The organism is Williamsia sp. z71 (assembly GCF_059553375.1).
On record NZ_JCANWX010000003.1, the window covers coordinates 143894 to 160376 of the forward strand.

The 16483-nt window shown below is 62.6% G+C and carries 17 protein-coding genes; 9 read left to right on the forward strand and 8 right to left on the reverse strand.

Translation table 11 applies throughout. The annotated features are described in order from the left end of the window. The first annotated feature begins 160 nt into the window (after positions 1-160). Both AC51GR_RS08830 and AC51GR_RS08835 read left to right on the forward strand, forming a co-directional pair. Positions 161-394, forward strand: a complete 234-nt coding sequence (locus tag AC51GR_RS08830; protein WP_496324261.1) for a type II toxin-antitoxin system Phd/YefM family antitoxin — start codon at positions 161-163, stop codon at positions 392-394. Continuing rightward, complete coding sequence (locus AC51GR_RS08835) at positions 391-795, forward strand: type II toxin-antitoxin system VapC family toxin (protein WP_496324262.1); 405 nt, start codon at positions 391-393, stop codon at positions 793-795. Before AC51GR_RS08830 ends, AC51GR_RS08835 begins: the two co-directional genes overlap by 4 nt. Positions 796-920: 125 nt before the next feature. Here AC51GR_RS08835 and AC51GR_RS08840 read toward each other — a convergent pair whose 3' ends face one another. Then, entirely contained in the window at positions 921-1451 is a 531-nt protein-coding gene (locus AC51GR_RS08840) for an ester cyclase (protein WP_496324263.1), read from the reverse strand. 199 nt (positions 1452-1650) lie between these two features. Between AC51GR_RS08840 and AC51GR_RS08845 the strand changes: the two genes are divergently transcribed. Together AC51GR_RS08845 and AC51GR_RS08850 are read left to right on the forward strand one after the other, a co-directional pair. Next, positions 1651-2982, forward strand: a complete 1332-nt coding sequence (locus AC51GR_RS08845) for a hypothetical protein (RefSeq protein WP_496324264.1) — start codon at positions 1651-1653, stop codon at positions 2980-2982. Between the two features lie 2 nt (positions 2983-2984). Next, positions 2985-4361, forward strand: a complete 1377-nt coding sequence (locus AC51GR_RS08850; protein WP_496324265.1) for an outer membrane protein assembly factor BamB family protein — start codon at positions 2985-2987, stop codon at positions 4359-4361. Between the two features lie 9 nt (positions 4362-4370). On the opposite strand, the gene AC51GR_RS08855 is transcribed toward AC51GR_RS08850, so the two are convergent. From AC51GR_RS08855 to AC51GR_RS08870, 4 genes are all read right to left on the reverse strand, one after another. Beyond that, a complete protein-coding gene (locus tag AC51GR_RS08855; RefSeq protein ID WP_496324266.1) occupies positions 4371-5246 on the reverse strand; it encodes an alpha/beta hydrolase-fold protein in 876 nt (291 codons plus the stop codon). A gap of 323 nt (positions 5247-5569) precedes the next feature. Then, positions 5570-7102 carry an HD domain-containing phosphohydrolase gene (locus tag AC51GR_RS08860; RefSeq protein WP_496324267.1) on the reverse strand — a complete coding sequence of 511 codons (1533 nt, stop codon included), beginning with the start codon at positions 7100-7102 and terminating at the stop codon, positions 5570-5572. A gap of 108 nt (positions 7103-7210) precedes the next feature. Beyond that, positions 7211-7630 (reverse strand): nuclear transport factor 2 family protein, encoded by a 420-nt coding sequence (locus tag AC51GR_RS08865; RefSeq protein ID WP_496324268.1) that lies wholly within the window; start codon positions 7628-7630, stop codon positions 7211-7213. Positions 7631-7806: 176 nt separating this feature from the next. Beyond that, positions 7807-9279 (reverse strand): MFS transporter, encoded by a 1473-nt coding sequence (locus tag AC51GR_RS08870; protein WP_496324269.1) that lies wholly within the window; start codon positions 9277-9279, stop codon positions 7807-7809. 117 nt (positions 9280-9396) lie between these two features. Between AC51GR_RS08870 and AC51GR_RS08875 the strand changes: the two genes are divergently transcribed. Both AC51GR_RS08875 and AC51GR_RS08880 read left to right on the forward strand, forming a co-directional pair. Further along, positions 9397-9834, forward strand: coding sequence for a winged helix-turn-helix transcriptional regulator (locus tag AC51GR_RS08875; RefSeq protein ID WP_496324270.1), 438 nt, complete (start codon positions 9397-9399; stop codon positions 9832-9834). A 101-nt stretch (positions 9835-9935) separates the two neighbouring features. After that, positions 9936-10100: a hypothetical protein gene (locus tag AC51GR_RS08880; RefSeq protein WP_496324271.1), complete on the forward strand. Its 165-nt coding sequence runs from the start codon at positions 9936-9938 to the stop codon at positions 10098-10100. Positions 10101-10198: 98 nt separating this feature from the next. On the opposite strand, the gene AC51GR_RS08885 is transcribed toward AC51GR_RS08880, so the two are convergent. After that, a complete protein-coding gene (locus tag AC51GR_RS08885) occupies positions 10199-10387 on the reverse strand; it encodes a hypothetical protein (RefSeq protein WP_496324272.1) in 189 nt (62 codons plus the stop codon). Between the two features lie 217 nt (positions 10388-10604). Next, positions 10605-11987: a replicative DNA helicase gene (gene dnaB / locus AC51GR_RS08890; RefSeq protein WP_496324273.1), complete on the reverse strand. Its 1383-nt coding sequence runs from the start codon at positions 11985-11987 to the stop codon at positions 10605-10607. Positions 11988-12491: 504 nt separating this feature from the next. Here dnaB and AC51GR_RS08895 point away from each other — a divergent pair. Further along, positions 12492-13055: a hypothetical protein gene (locus AC51GR_RS08895; RefSeq protein ID WP_496324274.1), complete on the forward strand. Its 564-nt coding sequence runs from the start codon at positions 12492-12494 to the stop codon at positions 13053-13055. A 31-nt stretch (positions 13056-13086) separates the two neighbouring features. Here the strand turns inward: AC51GR_RS08895 and AC51GR_RS08900 are convergent, their stop codons facing one another. Next, positions 13087-13530, reverse strand: coding sequence for a MarR family winged helix-turn-helix transcriptional regulator (locus AC51GR_RS08900; RefSeq protein ID WP_496324275.1), 444 nt, complete (start codon positions 13528-13530; stop codon positions 13087-13089). A 132-nt stretch (positions 13531-13662) separates the two neighbouring features. Between AC51GR_RS08900 and AC51GR_RS08905 the strand changes: the two genes are divergently transcribed. Both AC51GR_RS08905 and AC51GR_RS08910 read left to right on the forward strand, forming a co-directional pair. Further along, positions 13663-15798, forward strand: coding sequence for an MMPL family transporter (locus AC51GR_RS08905; protein ID WP_496324276.1), 2136 nt, complete (start codon positions 13663-13665; stop codon positions 15796-15798). 12 nt (positions 15799-15810) lie between these two features. Beyond that, entirely contained in the window at positions 15811-16428 is a 618-nt protein-coding gene (locus AC51GR_RS08910) for a lipocalin family protein (RefSeq protein ID WP_496324277.1), read from the forward strand. Positions 16429-16483: the final 55 nt, after the last annotated feature.

Here is a 16483-nt window from a genome sequence, read left to right on the forward strand (position 1 = left end):
AATTCAATTCCTGCCCGTTGACTCCCGATCCTCCCCTACGGGTCAACGGAGTCTGGCTCAGACAGTTGCACTTTCTGCGACGCGTGGAACCTCCTGGCGCGATCGATGACAAGGCCTATTTGGACTATTCGCACTAGTTTCACTGGTGTAAATTGGTTCCATGAAGATGATCACCAGCACAGAGGCCAAAACGCGCCTCAACGCAGTTCTGGCTGAGGTCGAAAGGTCCGGCATCTCGGTGACGATCACCAATCATGGCCGGCCGGTGGCCGTACTCTCCCCCGTCCATGCCACTCCACGAACATTCGGACAGCTGCCGCATCTCGTCATTCCGGACTCGTTCGATGAACCACTGCCGGAGTCTGAACTGTCGGCTTGGGACGACGCCCGGTGACGTCGATTCTGCTCGACACCAACGCGCTGTTGTGGCTGGTGACAGCCCCCGAGAGAATCGCATCACCCGCTCGCGATCTGTTGTCCGATAGGTCCAACGAGCTCTTCGTGTCGGCGGCATCTACGTGGGAGATCGCAATCAAAACCCGTATCGGCCGCTTCGATGGCGACGCGCTCCTGTCGGTCTGGGACGACACACTGGCGGCCATGGGCGCTACCGGCCTGTCGATCGATTCGGCGGACGCGGCCACCGCCGGCCGCCTGCCCTGGGATCACAAAGACCCATTCGACCGAATGATCGTCGCCCAGGCTGCGCGCCGGGGATTCACGATCGCCACAAGTGACCGACTCCTGATCGACGGCGCGCTCACCCCGGTGATCAACACACGACTGTCCAAATGAACTGCCGGAACCTAGATCAGTAGCAGCTCGCGTAGCTCTAGTAGCCCGAATCGTCATTGGACTTCGAGACAACACGTCCGTTGACACCGGGTTCATCGATAGCCGCCCGGCGATCAGCGCTTCTGTCAGCGCAGGCGAACCCTCCCCGCGACACGGGTTTTGACGTTGAAGGCAGCTTTCATTGCGCGATCCGCATTCGACCCATCCGGGGGCAGCATCTTGATCTGACGCGCAAACTCCATCTGGTCATAGCGCACCGTGTTGGTGACGACTTTCCGATCCGCGATGACGAAGTGGTCGAAACCATCGAGGGCGATCGGCCGTCCGGTTCCGGCCACCCCGACGAAAGTACCGGCATGCCGACCGGTCAGATGCCAGTGGACCAGAACGTCTTTGCCGGACCCGGCGACCGACACGACCTCCATGTCGAAGTCGTGCACAGCCGCGAAGACCTCCTCGAAGTAAGCGGCGATGGCGTCGGCTCCACGGCATGTCCCGGTTGGGAAATCGACGATCGTGTCGGCGGTCCAGAACCTGCGCAGACCGGTGATGTCCCGGGCGTTGAGGCGACCCAATGCCCAGCGGACGAGTTCAGCGTTGGAGACGTCGTCCTTCGGCGGGGCTGTGGTGGTCGAACTTTTGCGGGGATCAGTCATCGCTCCTCCATGGATTGTTTGTGCGGCACGTTCGCCGATACCGCAATGGCCGCGTCCTTTCCAGACTGACACCGCACACCACCGAAAGGGCGTGTATTCGACTACTCGACTGACGGTCCGACTGAATCCTGCTTCGCGTAACGAACTTGCTGGTCGTGACGACATGGCTTCTGTAGCGGCCACGATCAGGGGGAGACCGATGGACGATCACATCTCGTCGCGCAAGAAAGAAGCGTGGACCTTCGCGCTGGTCATCATCTCCGTCCTCGCGCTCGGGGTCGTGATGGCGGGACTCCTACAATCTGAGCCCGAACCGGAACTGACGACGGCTCCAACGTCGTCGACCGCGGAGCCAGAACCCGCTGCGCCCGAAGACTTCGACATGGTGGAAGAACCTGTCGACCTGACCGCTGACATTCCCGGATGCGACGTCATCGAGCAACCTGACGAGTTCGGTGGCTACAGTGCGATCTCGGTCATGACAGGCAGCCAGCAAACCTACGACAACCCCAAATTTCCCTGGTTCAACGGCTCCAAAGCAACCGCAATGTCGCAGGCAGTAGCCGAAACATTGCCTGGCAGTGCCGAGATCGAGTTCGCGAGTCCAGAACGCTCGCTGATCTTTCAACCGATCACCGACTTCGGCGACTCCGACTCGGCGCCGGACGGATATACATCGGCGTCGGGTTCCGTGGTCAACGGGAAAGCAAAGGGGAGTTTGTACATCGGCGTACAACAGAAGTCCGCACCGATTCCACCGTGCGTCGCAGGGCATCTCGACGAGCGTCGCACCCTGGCCGACGGCACGGTGGTCGATGTGCACGACACCTGGCGGGAAGTGAACGGCGTTCGCACCCTCAGCAGGTCGGCACAGGCATACGTGGCCGACGGATCCTGGATCAGCGCAAGCGCCAGCGACAGTTTCGGGGCCACGCGGCAGGAGAACAGCGGTGAAATACCCTTGACCGTTGATGATCTGGTGCGCATCGTCGCAGATCCACGGCTCCGCGTCACCACGGCCGTTCCAGCTGGGACCCCGCCCCCGCCGGAAGAGTGTTATGGCTACTCCGAGACCAACGGCCCGGCCGTCTCTCGTGAGCAGGCACGTAAGCTCGACGCGGTCCTCGCGACAGTTGATCTCGGCGGTCCGAAGCTGAAACCCTTGCAACTCGGGGGAAACCAGACGCTGTGCACCGGGATTTCGGATGTACAAGCAGGTGTGGATCTGAATATTTCGATCACCGGGGGTCAGGCCCTTCCCGCCCCGGAACGCCCGGAACCGGGTTCGGGTGGACAGAAGACGCTCCGCACACTCGAGGACGGGACCGTCGTGCAGACCGAGCGGTCCTTTTACTCGTCCTTCCCGATGAACAAGCCAGAAGAATCCACAACACAGATGTCGAACTCCGTCGTCGTGACGCGGCCCGCCGGGACGAGGATCTCCGTCAGCTCCAGCGCAGCAAGCGCCGATCAGATTCTCCCGCTCGATGAACTCGAATCAATCGCGCTCACACCCGGATTGGAACTGTAGACGTGCCCGACAAGAGCACCTGGCAACTCGTCGCCGCCGCGGCAGCTGCCGTTGTGACCCTCACCGCGGCGGGATTTATATTGGTGAACCACCATTCTCAGACACCGGTCAAGAAGATCACCGCGACCACTGCGGAAGCTCCCGGACTCGCCTGGTCCCTCGATGCCGCCGAGTATCTCGACCGTCCGTTCGCTGATTTCTCCGACCCGCGCGGGGGGTCCTCCTACAACTCCGGTTTCCCTGGATTCATCCTTGTGGATGACACCCTGATGACCATTGCCGGCATCCCCAACGACGGTTACACCCTCGACGACGCCGTCATGATCGGCATCGATCCCGACGATGGGACGGTCCGCTGGCAGGCTCCCGCGACCGATCTCCAGCAATGCAGCGAGGAACCGCTCGACGGCAAGATCTATTGCTACGCAATGAATGAAGGCTATGAGCTCGTCCGTTATGACATCGAATCGGGGGAGGTCGAACGGCGGACGGTCGACGAGTCGGTCTTTGGTATCACCACCACCTCGGACACCCTCTACACCGCCGAAGGCAATCCCGAAGACAACGACGTCCGAGTCCATTCGGGCAACTACGACGACATCTCGGCCAACTGGTCGCAGAGCTTCGACATCGGCGCCGGATGGGATTCGGTGTTCAACAGCGAGGTACTGACCGTGACGGACGGCGTCGGTGCCGTTCAGACGGGGATCGAGATGGCGCAATTCGATGCCGAGTCCGGTGCTGAGCTGTGGAACACCGGCGACGAGTGCATCTACGCCGCGAGTCTGGAATCCGGTGGTGTTGTGGCGCAGTCTAATACCGATTGCGAGACATACAACGCAGTCTCCGAGCAGTTGCTCCGAGGCCCTGACGGCAAGGTGCTCGCAACAGTGAAGAGCGCCGCAGTGCAGCGGCCGGCGCTCGATCAGCTGTCGGGCACCGACGCACCCATTTTGATGGGAGATTCCGCATACGACCGCACCACCGGCGATCGACTCTGGACCAACATCGACCTCGTGACCGGCGACAACGGGACACAGGGAGCCGTGACAGCCATCACTGGCGACATAATCTATCTGCGCGACGGGGCGAATGAGACCGGCATCGACCTTTGGACAGGAAAACAGCTGTGGCACAATGACACAGCTGAGACGATGACGCCGGCAGCGGCCGGCGACAACGTGCTCGTCGGCACCGACGGGATCGCGTTGACCGCATTAGATGTCAAGACCGGCCGGGTGGTGTGGACGGCACCATTCCTTGCCATCGACTCCGATCCCGAAACCTTCGCCTCAGGTGGCGCGACCATACGGCACGACGACGGGTGGATCTTCTCGTCGGACCGCCGGATGATCGGTCTCAAACCGCTGCCGCGATGACCGGTGTGGTCATGGGCACAGGCGATCGATCCCGTCAAGGATTGCGTGGCGATACCACGCGTAATCGTGTCCACCGGAATAGGTTTCGAAGTGCACCTGCGCCCCGGCAGCCGTCGCCGCGTCCGCGAACCACCGCGACTGATCGACCATCGCACCCTCCAGGCTTCCGACCTGTACCACAACACGATTGGTGAGAGTCCGGGCTCCGGACAAACGCTCGAGTGACCGGGTCAGCGTCCCCGGTCGCTCATAGTCGCGCGTCTCGCTCTCTTCGTCGAACCAGAAAGACCCCGACTGGACGATCGCAGCGTCGATGAGGTCGGGCAGGTCGATGAGAAGGCCGGCCGCCGCCAGACCGCCGTAGCTTTGTCCGGCGACGATGATCCCCTTCCACCTGATTCCCACTCGTTCGAGTGCCGGAAGTACATCCCGCGTCAACAATTGCGTCATCAACGGTCTGTTGTCGAGTATCTGCCGGTCGGGTGTGCTGACGAGAATGGCAGTCGGCGATGGACCGGTTGCATCCTTGTTGCGCTGGGTCATTGCGCTGCGATAGCCGAAGTCGGCGTCGGCCCACAGATCTCCGTCGAACATCACCAAGAGCGGTCCGTCCGCATCACCAGGAAGAATCGTCAGCGTACGACCTGATTCGAGTATGGCATAGGACGATTCACCCTCGGATGTGGCATCCTGGTCAGGGTCCGGCCACGCCGGGTGTGTCCGCGCGCCCGGCAATTCCAACACCGACGACCAGCCGCGCATACCGAACGGACGGCGAATCACATCAGGATTGGCTGGGTCGGAGACGAGATTGTCGAGGACCGGGTAGATCGAAAATTCTTGTTGCGCTTCAACGGATTCGAAGACCAAGAAGCCATAACTCACACATGCGTCGTCCGGAAGTCGCACCGTCGTCGCATAAACACCCGGCTCGGTGAGCGTCAGCCCGATGCCGCCATGGATGGTGGTGCGGGATAACCGGTCAGATGAAGCGAGACGACCACAGGAACCTCGCTGTACCAACGAAAGTTGACATCGGTGTACCCGGCGGACGGATCTGGCGCAGTGACCGTCATCAGTTCGACTACCTCCTACAAATTATCGACACCCAGGATGGCACAGACCGCTTGCTCCCACGTCATCGAAGTTTCGGTCCCGGCATCAGGGCCTCACTGCGTGCATCAGGGTGCGCACGGCCACGCAGTGGGTCACGGAAGCAAGTCGTGTTCCATCGCGAACACCGCAACACCGGCCCGGGTGCGCCGGCCGACCTTGTCGTAAATGTGGGAAAGATGGTGTCCCACCGTCCGACCCGAAATTCCGAGCTCCTCCCCGATCTCGCGGTTGTTCAGCCCTCGTGCGGCCAGGCAGAGCACCTCCACCTCTCGTTCGGTCAGTCCCGCAGGCAGTTTCGATCGAGGCCGAGGCCGACCTGCCGCTTCGATCACCACCGCACACGCCTGTCGGTCCAGCCCGCCGGTCTCGACCTCCCGCATCAGTATCCCCACGGCAGCCTCGACCGTGTAGGCCGCACGGTACGGACGCGGTTCGGTGAGCCCGACAAATCTGTCCGCTGCCGCCAAGATTCGGGCGGAGAATGTCAGTTGCAGGGAGGAAACACCGCGGTGGTAACCGCCGCCATCTACCCGCTCATGGTGCGCTGAAGCGATCGGGGCGATTGCCGCCAGTGCCGGTACACGATCCAGGATGCGATGAGTCCAATACGGATGCATTCGAACACGTTCCATCTCAGCCAGCCCGAGAGGACCTGGACGATCCCAGGTGCTACTCGAAACCCCCACTCGGCCGAGGTCATGCAACAGTCCGGCACAACGTAATTCGGTTGCGGCCGCAGAATCGAAGCCGGCAAGTCTGCCTGCAGCTTCTGCCAGTGCCGCAACATGTTCGCTATGGCCGAGGAACCACGTGCTCTTCAAGTCCACCAGTCTGGCCAGCACAGCGCACAGCTGCGGCAGTGACCCGAAGGGAAAGGTCACGTGGGGTAACAGCTCGACGTCGAGCACCGCCTGGATCGCATCCGGCTCGTCCAGAGGGGCCATCGCGACCTGCGAATTCGCAACAAATGCCTCGGCCAGTTGGGGATCGAGGTGACCACCACCGCGGCGACGGACCTCGCTCACCGCAGCGGGCAACCCGCCCACCGCATGCGCGAGAACTGCCTGTTCGGCAAGGTGGACAACTCGCACAGCCAGAGATAGTTGTTCCCCTTGGCGGCTGCCCGGGATGCCGCGTCCATCCCATCGCTCGTACACATGGTCAAGGGCTTCGATTGACTCCGACCGCAAACCCAGGCCGGCGCCCAACGAGCGGCTGGCCTCGCAGCCACTGCGCATGGCATCCACACCGACTGTTTGGAAGACCTCCACGGGAGGCGCGGCAAGTCCCGAACCACCGATACCGTTCTGATCGCTGAGGGTGCTCAACTGGGAAGCGAACTTCTCCTCGTCGCCGGGCTCGAACGTCTTCAACGCCGCTTGGAAGGCAACGTCGTCCCCAAAGATCGCAGCGAGTTCCGGTGCGAACGAGGTACAACCGACCGAGCGCAGCAGCGCCGTCTCGAAGATGGTCCGCAGTGTAACCGCATCGACACCGAGCACTTCGTCGGCGAACACCGAGGCGACCACGCATGTGCGAAGCCCTTTTTCAAAAGGGACCCCGGCAGCGAGATCGGTGGTCAGAGACAGCGCGGAAAGTACTTCTGCTACTCGAATCTCAGGCACCGCCGAACAGTAGCATTCGGTCCGTCCACGCAACCGGTGCCGGCGCGGAGGCCTATCGGACGCTCAATTTTCAACCGGAAGAACACTTCTCAGAAGAGCTGCCCACATCTACGACATCGCCGCGACCATGGTGTGCGTGTCCGGGATGGTCTCGAAAGTGACCGGCACACCATCGGTGAATCGCCATACGTGTGCAAAACGTGCACGCATGGTCTTGCCTGTCTCACGGCGCTTGCCGGCATAGTGACCGAGTGCGATCACCACATTCCCGACGCCGAAGACCTCGTCCCAGTCAACCTCGAAATCCTCCCAGTCGGTGACGAAGCGGGAAAAGACGTTGTTCAGCACTGCTTCTCGGCCGTGGTAGGTACCGCCGTAGGACAAACCCGGTGGCACCGTCCACGCGATCTCTTCACTCAGCGCCATCAAGACCGCTTCGCCGTTGCCCTGCCTCAGGTCGTTGTACATCCCGACCACCACGGCCTTGTGCTGTGACTCCTGCTGCTCTGCACTCAGATTCGTATTCATCCCGACTTCGCCTTCCAGTTGTGTTGCTGCGGATCTGACATCGTCCGCATAGCTGCGACACCAATGATCACAATCAGCCGCTCGGATCGCATCGGCCAAATGACCTATCGGCCAACAGCGACGGCCCACCGAACCTGAAACGCGAAGTCGCTGCGAGGCAACCGATCACCGATGCTCTAGATCGTTTGTCGCTCACCCTTGGAACTGGGACGGCGACTGATTTCCGCCTCGGGTCCGGCGACCGCGACGCGGCGGAGGTCGAACGCCGTGATGCAGGCAGCGAGACCGGCGGCGGCGAGTGGCACGAGCAAGGCTGCTCGGTAGCCGTCGAGCATTTGTTCGGGCGACCCGCCGCTACCAGCAGCCAGGACGTATACGACGGTGACTGCCGAGAGGCCGAGCGCGGCTCCGAACTGGAACGAGGTGTACAGCAGTCCGCCGGCGAGACCTTGCTCGTCTTCCTTGATGCCTTCAGTAGCTGCGATGGTGAGAGGTCCGTACACCAGGGCGAAGGCGAGCCCCAAGACAATCATGGTCGGGAACATCGCCAGGTAGGTCGAGTCCATACCGATCGGTAAGAACATGACGTAGGCGAGAACCGCTATCAGCAGACCACCGAAGACCACCCGTGGGTAGCCGAACCGATCGACGAGCTTAGGTGTGAGGGTCGGCGCCAACAGCGCATCGATGCCGACTGCCAGGAGAGCGAAACTCGTTGCCAGCGTGGACCAGTCTCGTAGTTCCTGGAGGTACAGAACAACGATGAACTGAAACCCGAAGAAGCCTGCGGCGAACAGCAGTGCAGCAAGGTTCGTGCGCACGAGCGACCCCGATCCGAAGATGCCAAGGCGGACCAGCGGTGCCGACGACTTTCGTTCGATCACCACGAACGAGACGAACAACAGGGCACTGATCGCAAGGGTGGCAAGTGTCCAGATCACCTCCGCATGCGTGGCCCGCTCGACTGTGAAGACCAGCAGGAGGATCGCTCCCGCGATGCTGACGGCCCCGGCGACGTCGACGCTTTGACCCTTGCGGTCCGGGCGCGGGGACTTCGGCACGAGCGGGAAAGCCGCGAGCAGGATCACCAGCGACACGGCTACCGGGACGAAGAACACCAACCGCCAGTCGACCGCCGCGAGAAGGCCGCCGATGACCAACCCGAGGGAAAAGCCCCCTGATGCCGTTCCCGAGTAGATCAGGAGGGCCTTGTTGCGCTGGGGACCTTCGGCGAAGCTCGTCGTGACGATGGAAAGCCCGGCGGGGGTCATGAACGCGGCAGCAACGCCGGTCACGAACCGGGCGACGATGAGCATCCACCCTTCGGTGGCCAGACCACCCAGGCCGGAGAAGAGAAGGAACACCACAAGGGGGACCAGGAACATCTGCCGTCGCCCGAAGAGGTCGGCTGCGCGCCCTCCCAAAAGCATGAAACCGCCGTACCCCAGCACGTAGGCGCTCATGACCCACTGCAGTTCACCGGTGGACAGCCCGAGATCGGCCCGGATCGACGGCAACGCCACGTTCAGCATGGCCACGTCGATCCCTTCCAGGAAGATCGCACCGCAGAGCACGAACAGCACGCCCCGGGTGCGCCAGCCGAGGCGACCGGGGCGGTCACCGGGGATCGAAGCCTGTGATGGGGTCATGATCGGCAACTCCTTTGTGGATGAAGCAGCGGAGGCCTGGGTGAATCGAGACAGTTCCCTTTGGGCCATACAGTTACTTCTTGTAACTGACCTCATCTTCAGGCACCATTGCTGACCATGGAAGAAGGCACTTCAAAGATCCCCGGTTACTGCGGGGATACCGAAGATGACTACGGCGCCCGGCAATGGGACACCCGGGAGGATTGCGAAGTCCGCCAGATACTCGACCGCATCGCGGACAAGTGGTCGCTGCTGGCCATCTCGCTACTCGAGCGACGCACCCTGCGTTTCACCGAACTGAGCCGCGAGATCGGCGGGATCAGCCAGCGCATGCTGACTCGGACCCTGCGCCAACTGGAGCGCGACGGCCTCGTTCGCCGAACCGTGTACCCCGTCGTGCCCCCTCGGGTCGAGTACGCGCTCACGCCACTGGGCGTGACCCTGCTCGACACCATTCAGTCCTTGGTGCGATGGACCGAACAGCACCAGAACGAGGTCGCCGGCGCTCGCACCGACTACGACACCAGGACGGAACTCAACGTCGTCGGAGAATGAATTCGATTCGTGCTCAACGCAGATCGGTGCATGCGGGCACACCGGCAGTCGTCCACAAATCGTGACCGCTGCGTTTACGACACGCTCCCAATTGCGATGGTGTGGTTGCTGATATCACGAACACCGGGGAGGTGACCGGTGCGCCGCGCGATGGTCAGTGCGGCCTCGAGGAGTTCCCTGTCGCCGGTGGGCATCTGTTCAAGTGCGAGTCCGGCGGCCCCTTCAATTGCGTGTACTTCGACGTCGACGAGTTCCGCCTCGAGTAATTCGCGCTCGAGTTCAGCGGCGGTATGGAAGTGCCCGCTGCCCTCCAGACACGGTTACGCGGGCAGCCTCCCGCAATGCGGTGAGTCGATCGGAACGGTCATGGAGGTGGTAGAGCGGCCCGAACGTCGAGGATCCGCGAGTTGGGGGCGATCCGCGCGCCGATGATCTCCTGCACCCGGATGAACTCAAGTGCACTCTGGCCTGATCTGGTGGTCAGGCGGGCACCTTCATCGAACTGATCGGTGTAGTACCGCTGGATCGCCGCGTCGGTCATCGCCTGGTTCATGTTTCGAGACCAGAGAAGCAATGACTACGCAATCACTGCCACGAGTATCAGCACTGCCAGAATCATCGACATCGACAGCGCGAATTTGAGCCAGAAACCCTTGCTCGATTTCCGATCGGGATTCGGATGCCACTGGTGAAGGCTCACTGTTCATCTCCGCAACATGTTCCGCAAGCGAAATCCAACCGCGAATCCGCAATGCCGATCGCGGCAACGATCAGCCGCGGGCCATGTCCACGAACTTGCTCAAATGTAGTTGGTGCGCAACGGTGATCGTGGCGGTCGGACCGTTACGGTGTTTGCCGACAATGATGTCTGCTTCGCCGGCACGTGGGTCGTCGCGTTCGAAGGCGTCGGGGCGGTGCAGCAGGATGACCATGTCGGCGTCCTGCTCCAGCGATCCCGATTCACGAAGGTCGGAGACCTGGGGACGCTTGTCGGTACGTTGCTCGGGACCACGGTTCAGCTGGCTGATCGCGACCACCGGAACTTCGATCTCCTTCGCCAAAAGCTTGATGCTTCGCGAGAATTCGGAGACTTCCTGCTGGCGGGATTCGACTTTCTTACCCGACGACATCAGCTGCATGTAGTCGATCACCACAAGCTTGAGGTCGTGCTTCTGCTTCATCCGCCGAGCCTTGGCGCGGATTTCCATCATCGTCAGGTTGGGCGAGTCGTCGATGAACAGTGGCGCCTCGGAGATCTCACCCATCCGGCGAGCGAGCCGTGTCCAGTCGTCATCGCTCATCCGTCCGGCGCGCATGTCGCCGAGCTTGATCTTGGCCTCGGCGGAGAGCAACCGCATGACGATCTCGGTTTTGCTCATTTCCAGGGAGAACATGGCACTGGCTTTGCCGTGCTTGATCGAGCACGACCGCAGGAAGTCCATGGCAAGGGTCGATTTACCGACACCGGGTCGCGCCGCGACGATGATCATCTGGCCGGGATGAAGTCCGTTGGTGAGTTCGTCGAGATCGTGGAAGCCAGTCGGCACGCCCTTGGACATTCCGCCGGCCGAGGCGATGGAGTCGATCTCGTCCATCGTCGGCTGCAGCAGCTCTTCCAACGGCACATAGTCTTCGGTGGTGCGACGCTCGGTGACCTCGTAGATCTCGGCCTGCGCGCGGTCGACGACTTCGGCAACGTCCTGGCCGTCGGCGCCGTAACCGAACTGCACGATGCGGGTACCCGCCTCGACGAGACGGCGCAGAATCGACTTCTCGGCAACGATCTCGGCGTAGTAGCCGGCATTGGCAGCGGTCGGAACGGTAGAGATCAGCGTGTGTAGATAGGGAGCACCACCGACCCGGCGCAGCTCACCCATGCGGTCCAGCTGGCCCGCCACGGTGACGGCGTCGGCAGGTTCGCCCTTGCCGTAGAGATCCAGAATGGCGTCGTACACAGACTGATGCGCGGGCTTGTAGAAGTCGCCGGGGCGCAGCTTCTCGAGAACGTCGGCGATGGCGTCCTTCGAGAGCATCATGCCGCCCAGAACCGACTGTTCTGCAGCCATGTCTTGAGGGGGTTGACGACCGAAATCCTCGCTCGGTGGGGCCTGATCCTGAGGTTCAGCATGCCCGCGATCATCAACGACGGCCAAGACGCCACCCCTTCGATAGTTTGTTCGGTTCAAGTCTCGCAGGCCTGTCCGACATCTCCGATCTGCCATGCCGGAGCCAACCCGAATCGACACACTCCGGCAGACACTAAGGGGTGGTGCCGATCCGGCCAAATGCACCTGTGGATCACCCTGTTAACCATCTGTGCACCAGGCGACCCATCTTGTTAGCGCCCTGTGGGGAACTTGTGGATAACTGAGATCACATTTGCGATCATCGCAGCTCAGAGGCTGTTCAAGACTTTTAGTTACTGTGGATAGCGTTCTGGCGGCGTGTCCCAAGATGTCCGATTTCGGGCGTGTTCGGTTTAGCTCATGATGAATCCCGGGTGGCGCGCAGGCTTTCACGCCGCAAACACGCGACTTACTTTGCGAGCTGTCAAAAGTGATCTTCGCGATCCTTTTTGATGCTCATCTCCGGGAGTCCACGTGATGATGCCAATTCAGGTGCAATGATGTGACGGGGACCATTCGGGGGAGGCGTTCGTGCGGAAGTTGGTCGGGACGATCATCGTGGGTACCGCCGTGGCGGCGCTGCTGACAACGGGCGCGACGGCGCCGGCCGCACCATCGCCGAACCATCAACAGATGCCCGACCTATCCGGATATGCGGCGATCGACCCATCTCCCTACCGCTCCCCCGACCACGCCGACAACGGGCGCACTTTCTTTGTCACGCCCGGAGGTCGCACGTGCGCGCTGGGCCCCGGATACGGCTTCAACGGCTGCAGCGGCCATCCCAGGACCGCACCGCCAGGCACCGTCGGGGTGGCCATCTCCGGCGGACAAAACGGTCCGTATTGGGTTCCGGCCGACACCGGGTACCGAACGACCCCACGGGGTTGGTTCCGCGCACCACTCCTCGACATCGGCCAGTCGATCACCGTCGACGGATCAACCTGCGCCGTGAGCCCCGACGGCGTCACCTGCGCCGCCGGCCCACGGGCGTTCACCGTTACCCAGACCTGGTTCAAGTTCGTCTATCCCGCAGGGGACAACCGCCATGACAAGAACGCCGATCCTCGGTTCCCACCCGCCGACCAAGGCTGACGCCAGATTCTCGAACCTCAACCGCGGTCGCCTATTTCGGGTCGCCGAGCTCTTCTTGATAGGCCTGCATGGCGCCGACCATCGCGGTGAACACCCGGTGCGCGGCCTCGAGATCGTCGTCGGGCAAGTCTGCGAACGCATCGCGCATGTGGCGGCCGAGTGGCGCAAAGAATTCCCGCGCAACGGCCATGCCGTGGTCGTCGTAATGAAGCATCACCTTCCGGCGATCACGCTCATGCGATGCGCGCCGGATGTGTCGGGTCGCGATCATCCTCTCGACCAGATGCGTCACCGCACCCCCGGACACCTGCATCCGCTTGCCCAGGGCGCCCGCGGTCAGCGGCTCACCTTCGGCGTCGGCGACCATCACGTGCAGCAGTGCCCGGAAGTCGTTGGCGCTCAGATCGTTCTGCCCCGCGAAAACCCTCGTGATCCGATCCGATGCGGCGTTGAGCAGCCGCAGGTCAGAGGACATCTGGGATTCCAGCGCAGCGCGCGGGTCCACAGATGGCGGTTGCTCGGACACAGGGTTCCTTCTTCCGGTCAAAGCATCTCGATCCGAGATACTTTAGTTGCTCAATAGTTGAACATATGAGACGGTTTTGCAATGGCGACTATCGACAAGTCCATCCATTCTGGCACCCGTTGGGACCGCTTCGCCGATCTCGTGACGGGTCGGCGGTCGTGGGTGGTCGCATTGGTCATACTGATACTCGCGGGCGCCGCGATGGGGTTGATCGGCGGCAATGATTCGGCCGAAGAGGCCCCCACCTCGCTACCGAGCTCCGCCGATTCGGCGCAGGTCAAAGACATTCTGGAGGAGTTCCCCGACTCCAACGTCGCCCCCGCGGTACTGGTGACCGTGCGCGCGGACGGCGCTGCGCTCACCCCTGCGGATCAGGAAGCCGTGGCCGCGGCACACCAGCGCATGCTTGCCGTCGACCGATCGGTACCTGCCGACACCCCGCCCGGCCCACCGGTCGTCACATCGCCGGACGGCGTGGCCGCGATCTCGATCGTGCCGGTGAACACCGATCTGAGCGGCTTCAAACTCACCGACCTCGTCGATGACCTCCGCAGCGCCGCCGACGACGGCCTGCCCACCGACCTGAAGACCTATGTCACCGGGGGGCCGGCGTTCGGCGCGGATACCGCGAACGCGTTCTCCGGCGCCAACATCACCCTGCTCGCCGTGACCGCCCTGGTCGTCGCGATTCTGCTCATCGTGACCTACCGCTCGCCGATCCTGTGGTTGATCCCGCTGATCGTCGTGGCGTTCGCCGATCGCGTCGCCAACTCGATCGGCACCGGATTGGCCGAACTCACCGGCCTGTCGTTCGACGGTTCCACTGCCGGGATCACCAGCGTGCTCGTCTTCGGTGCCGGTACCAACTACGCCCTGCTGTTGATCTCCCGATACCGCGAGGAACTCCGCACCGAATCCGATCACCGGTTGGCGCTGCGCCAGGCCGTGCGGCACGCCGGCCCGGCAATCCTGGCATCCAACGCCACGGTGGTGCTGGCCCTGCTGACCCTGCTCTTCGCAGCCCTGCCGAGCACCCGCAGTCTCGGCGCCCTGGCCGCCGCCGGCCTGGTGGTCGCCGTGCTGTTCGCGCTCCTGGTTCTGCCACCGCTGTTGGCGCTCTGCGGAACTCGGCTGTTCTGGCCGTTCATCCCGAAGGTCGGGGATCCGATCCCGACCGAAGGTGGTCTGTGGTTCCGAATCGCCGGCGGCGTCTCCCGTCATCCGGTGCGCGTTCTGTCGATCGCGCTGACCGTGCTCATCGCCTGTTCACTAGGCTTGGTCGGAACCCAGATCGGCCTGTCACAGACCGAACAGTTCCGGGTCAGCGCCGACTCCGTCGAGGGTTTCGACGTTCTGGCGCAACACTTCCCGGCCGGCGAAGCAGACCCGACGACGGTCGTCGCGAAAACCGATACCGCACCGCAGGTTCAAAAAGCCCTGGACGGCACCGAGGGTGTCGAGTCGGCGACCGAAGCAGGACAGTCCGACACCGGATGGACCAAGTGGTCGGTGGTGATCGACGCGGACCCGGCCTCTCAGCAGGCCTTCGACATCATCGACGATCTGCGCACGGCGACCGGCGACATCCCCGGCTCCGACGCCCTGGTCGGCGGCTCGGACGCGCAGGCACTCGACACCCGCAACGCCGCGGAAAGCGACCGCTTCCTGATCATTCCGCTGATCCTGGCGGTGGTGTTCGTCATCCTCATCGTGTTCCTGCGAGCACTCGTGGCGCCGGTGGTCCTGGTGGCCACCACGGTGCTGAGCACCGTCGCCGCCATCGGACTGGGCAGCTTGATCAGTGAGCACGTCTTCGGCTTCGGAGCCCTCGACGACAACGTGCCGCTGTACTCGTTCCTCTTCCTGGTCGCGCTCGGCATCGACTACACGATGTTCCTGGTGATCCGAGCCCGCGAGGAAACCCCCGGACACGGAACCCGCGACGCCATCATCCGCGCCGTGGCCTCCACCGGAGCTGTGATCACAAGCGCCGGAATCGTTTTGGCTGCCGTCTTCTGTGTGCTCGGCATCCTCCCGCTGATCACCCTGACCCAGCTCGGCATCATCGTCGGCATCGGCATCCTGCTCGATACCTTCCTCGTCCGCACCGTGGTCATCCCGGCGCTCTTCAGTCTGATCGGGCCCCGAATCTGGTGGCCCGGCAATGTGGATACACAAGCGTGTCCACAACCTGTGTCATCAACGCAACCGAAGTAGGAGACGACCACCATGACGTTCTCGACTCGTCGCATCACCCAACTCGTGACCGGTGCCCTGGCGGTGGGATTCGCCCTGGCCTTCGCCGCACCGGCCTCCGCCGACATCAGCTCTGCCCCGCCGCCGTTGAAGCCCGTGGCCAAACTCGACACGAATCGTTACCTCGGGACCTGGAACCAGGTCGCCGCCCTGCCGCAGCCGTTCAATCTCATCTGCGCCCGCGACACCAAGGCCAACTATCAGCAGATCGACGCAGCGAACATCCGGGTCGAGAACACCTGCATCACCTGGACGGGCGGGGACAACCGGATCCTCGGCAACGCCCGCGTCAACGACACCGTCACCGGCGCGCAACTGCATGTCAGCTTCCCGGGCGTCCCGACGCAGGAGTCCAAGAGCGGACCGACCAACTACGTGGTCTCCCACATCGCCGACGACTACTCGTGGGCGTTTGTCGGCAACCCGTCGCGCACGTCGGCCTTCGTCCTGTCCCGGGAACCGAACATCAGCGCCGAGGGCTGGAAGGAGATCCGTAAGGTCGCCGAGGACGACGGCTACAACGCCTGCCTGATCCTCACCTCCCCGACCGCCGGTGGCTCGAACGAGATCCGCCCGCTCTGCACCGTCTGATCTCCCAGCCGCGGTACCCCGCATACAACAAACCCCCGACCCAAAGGGCCGGGGG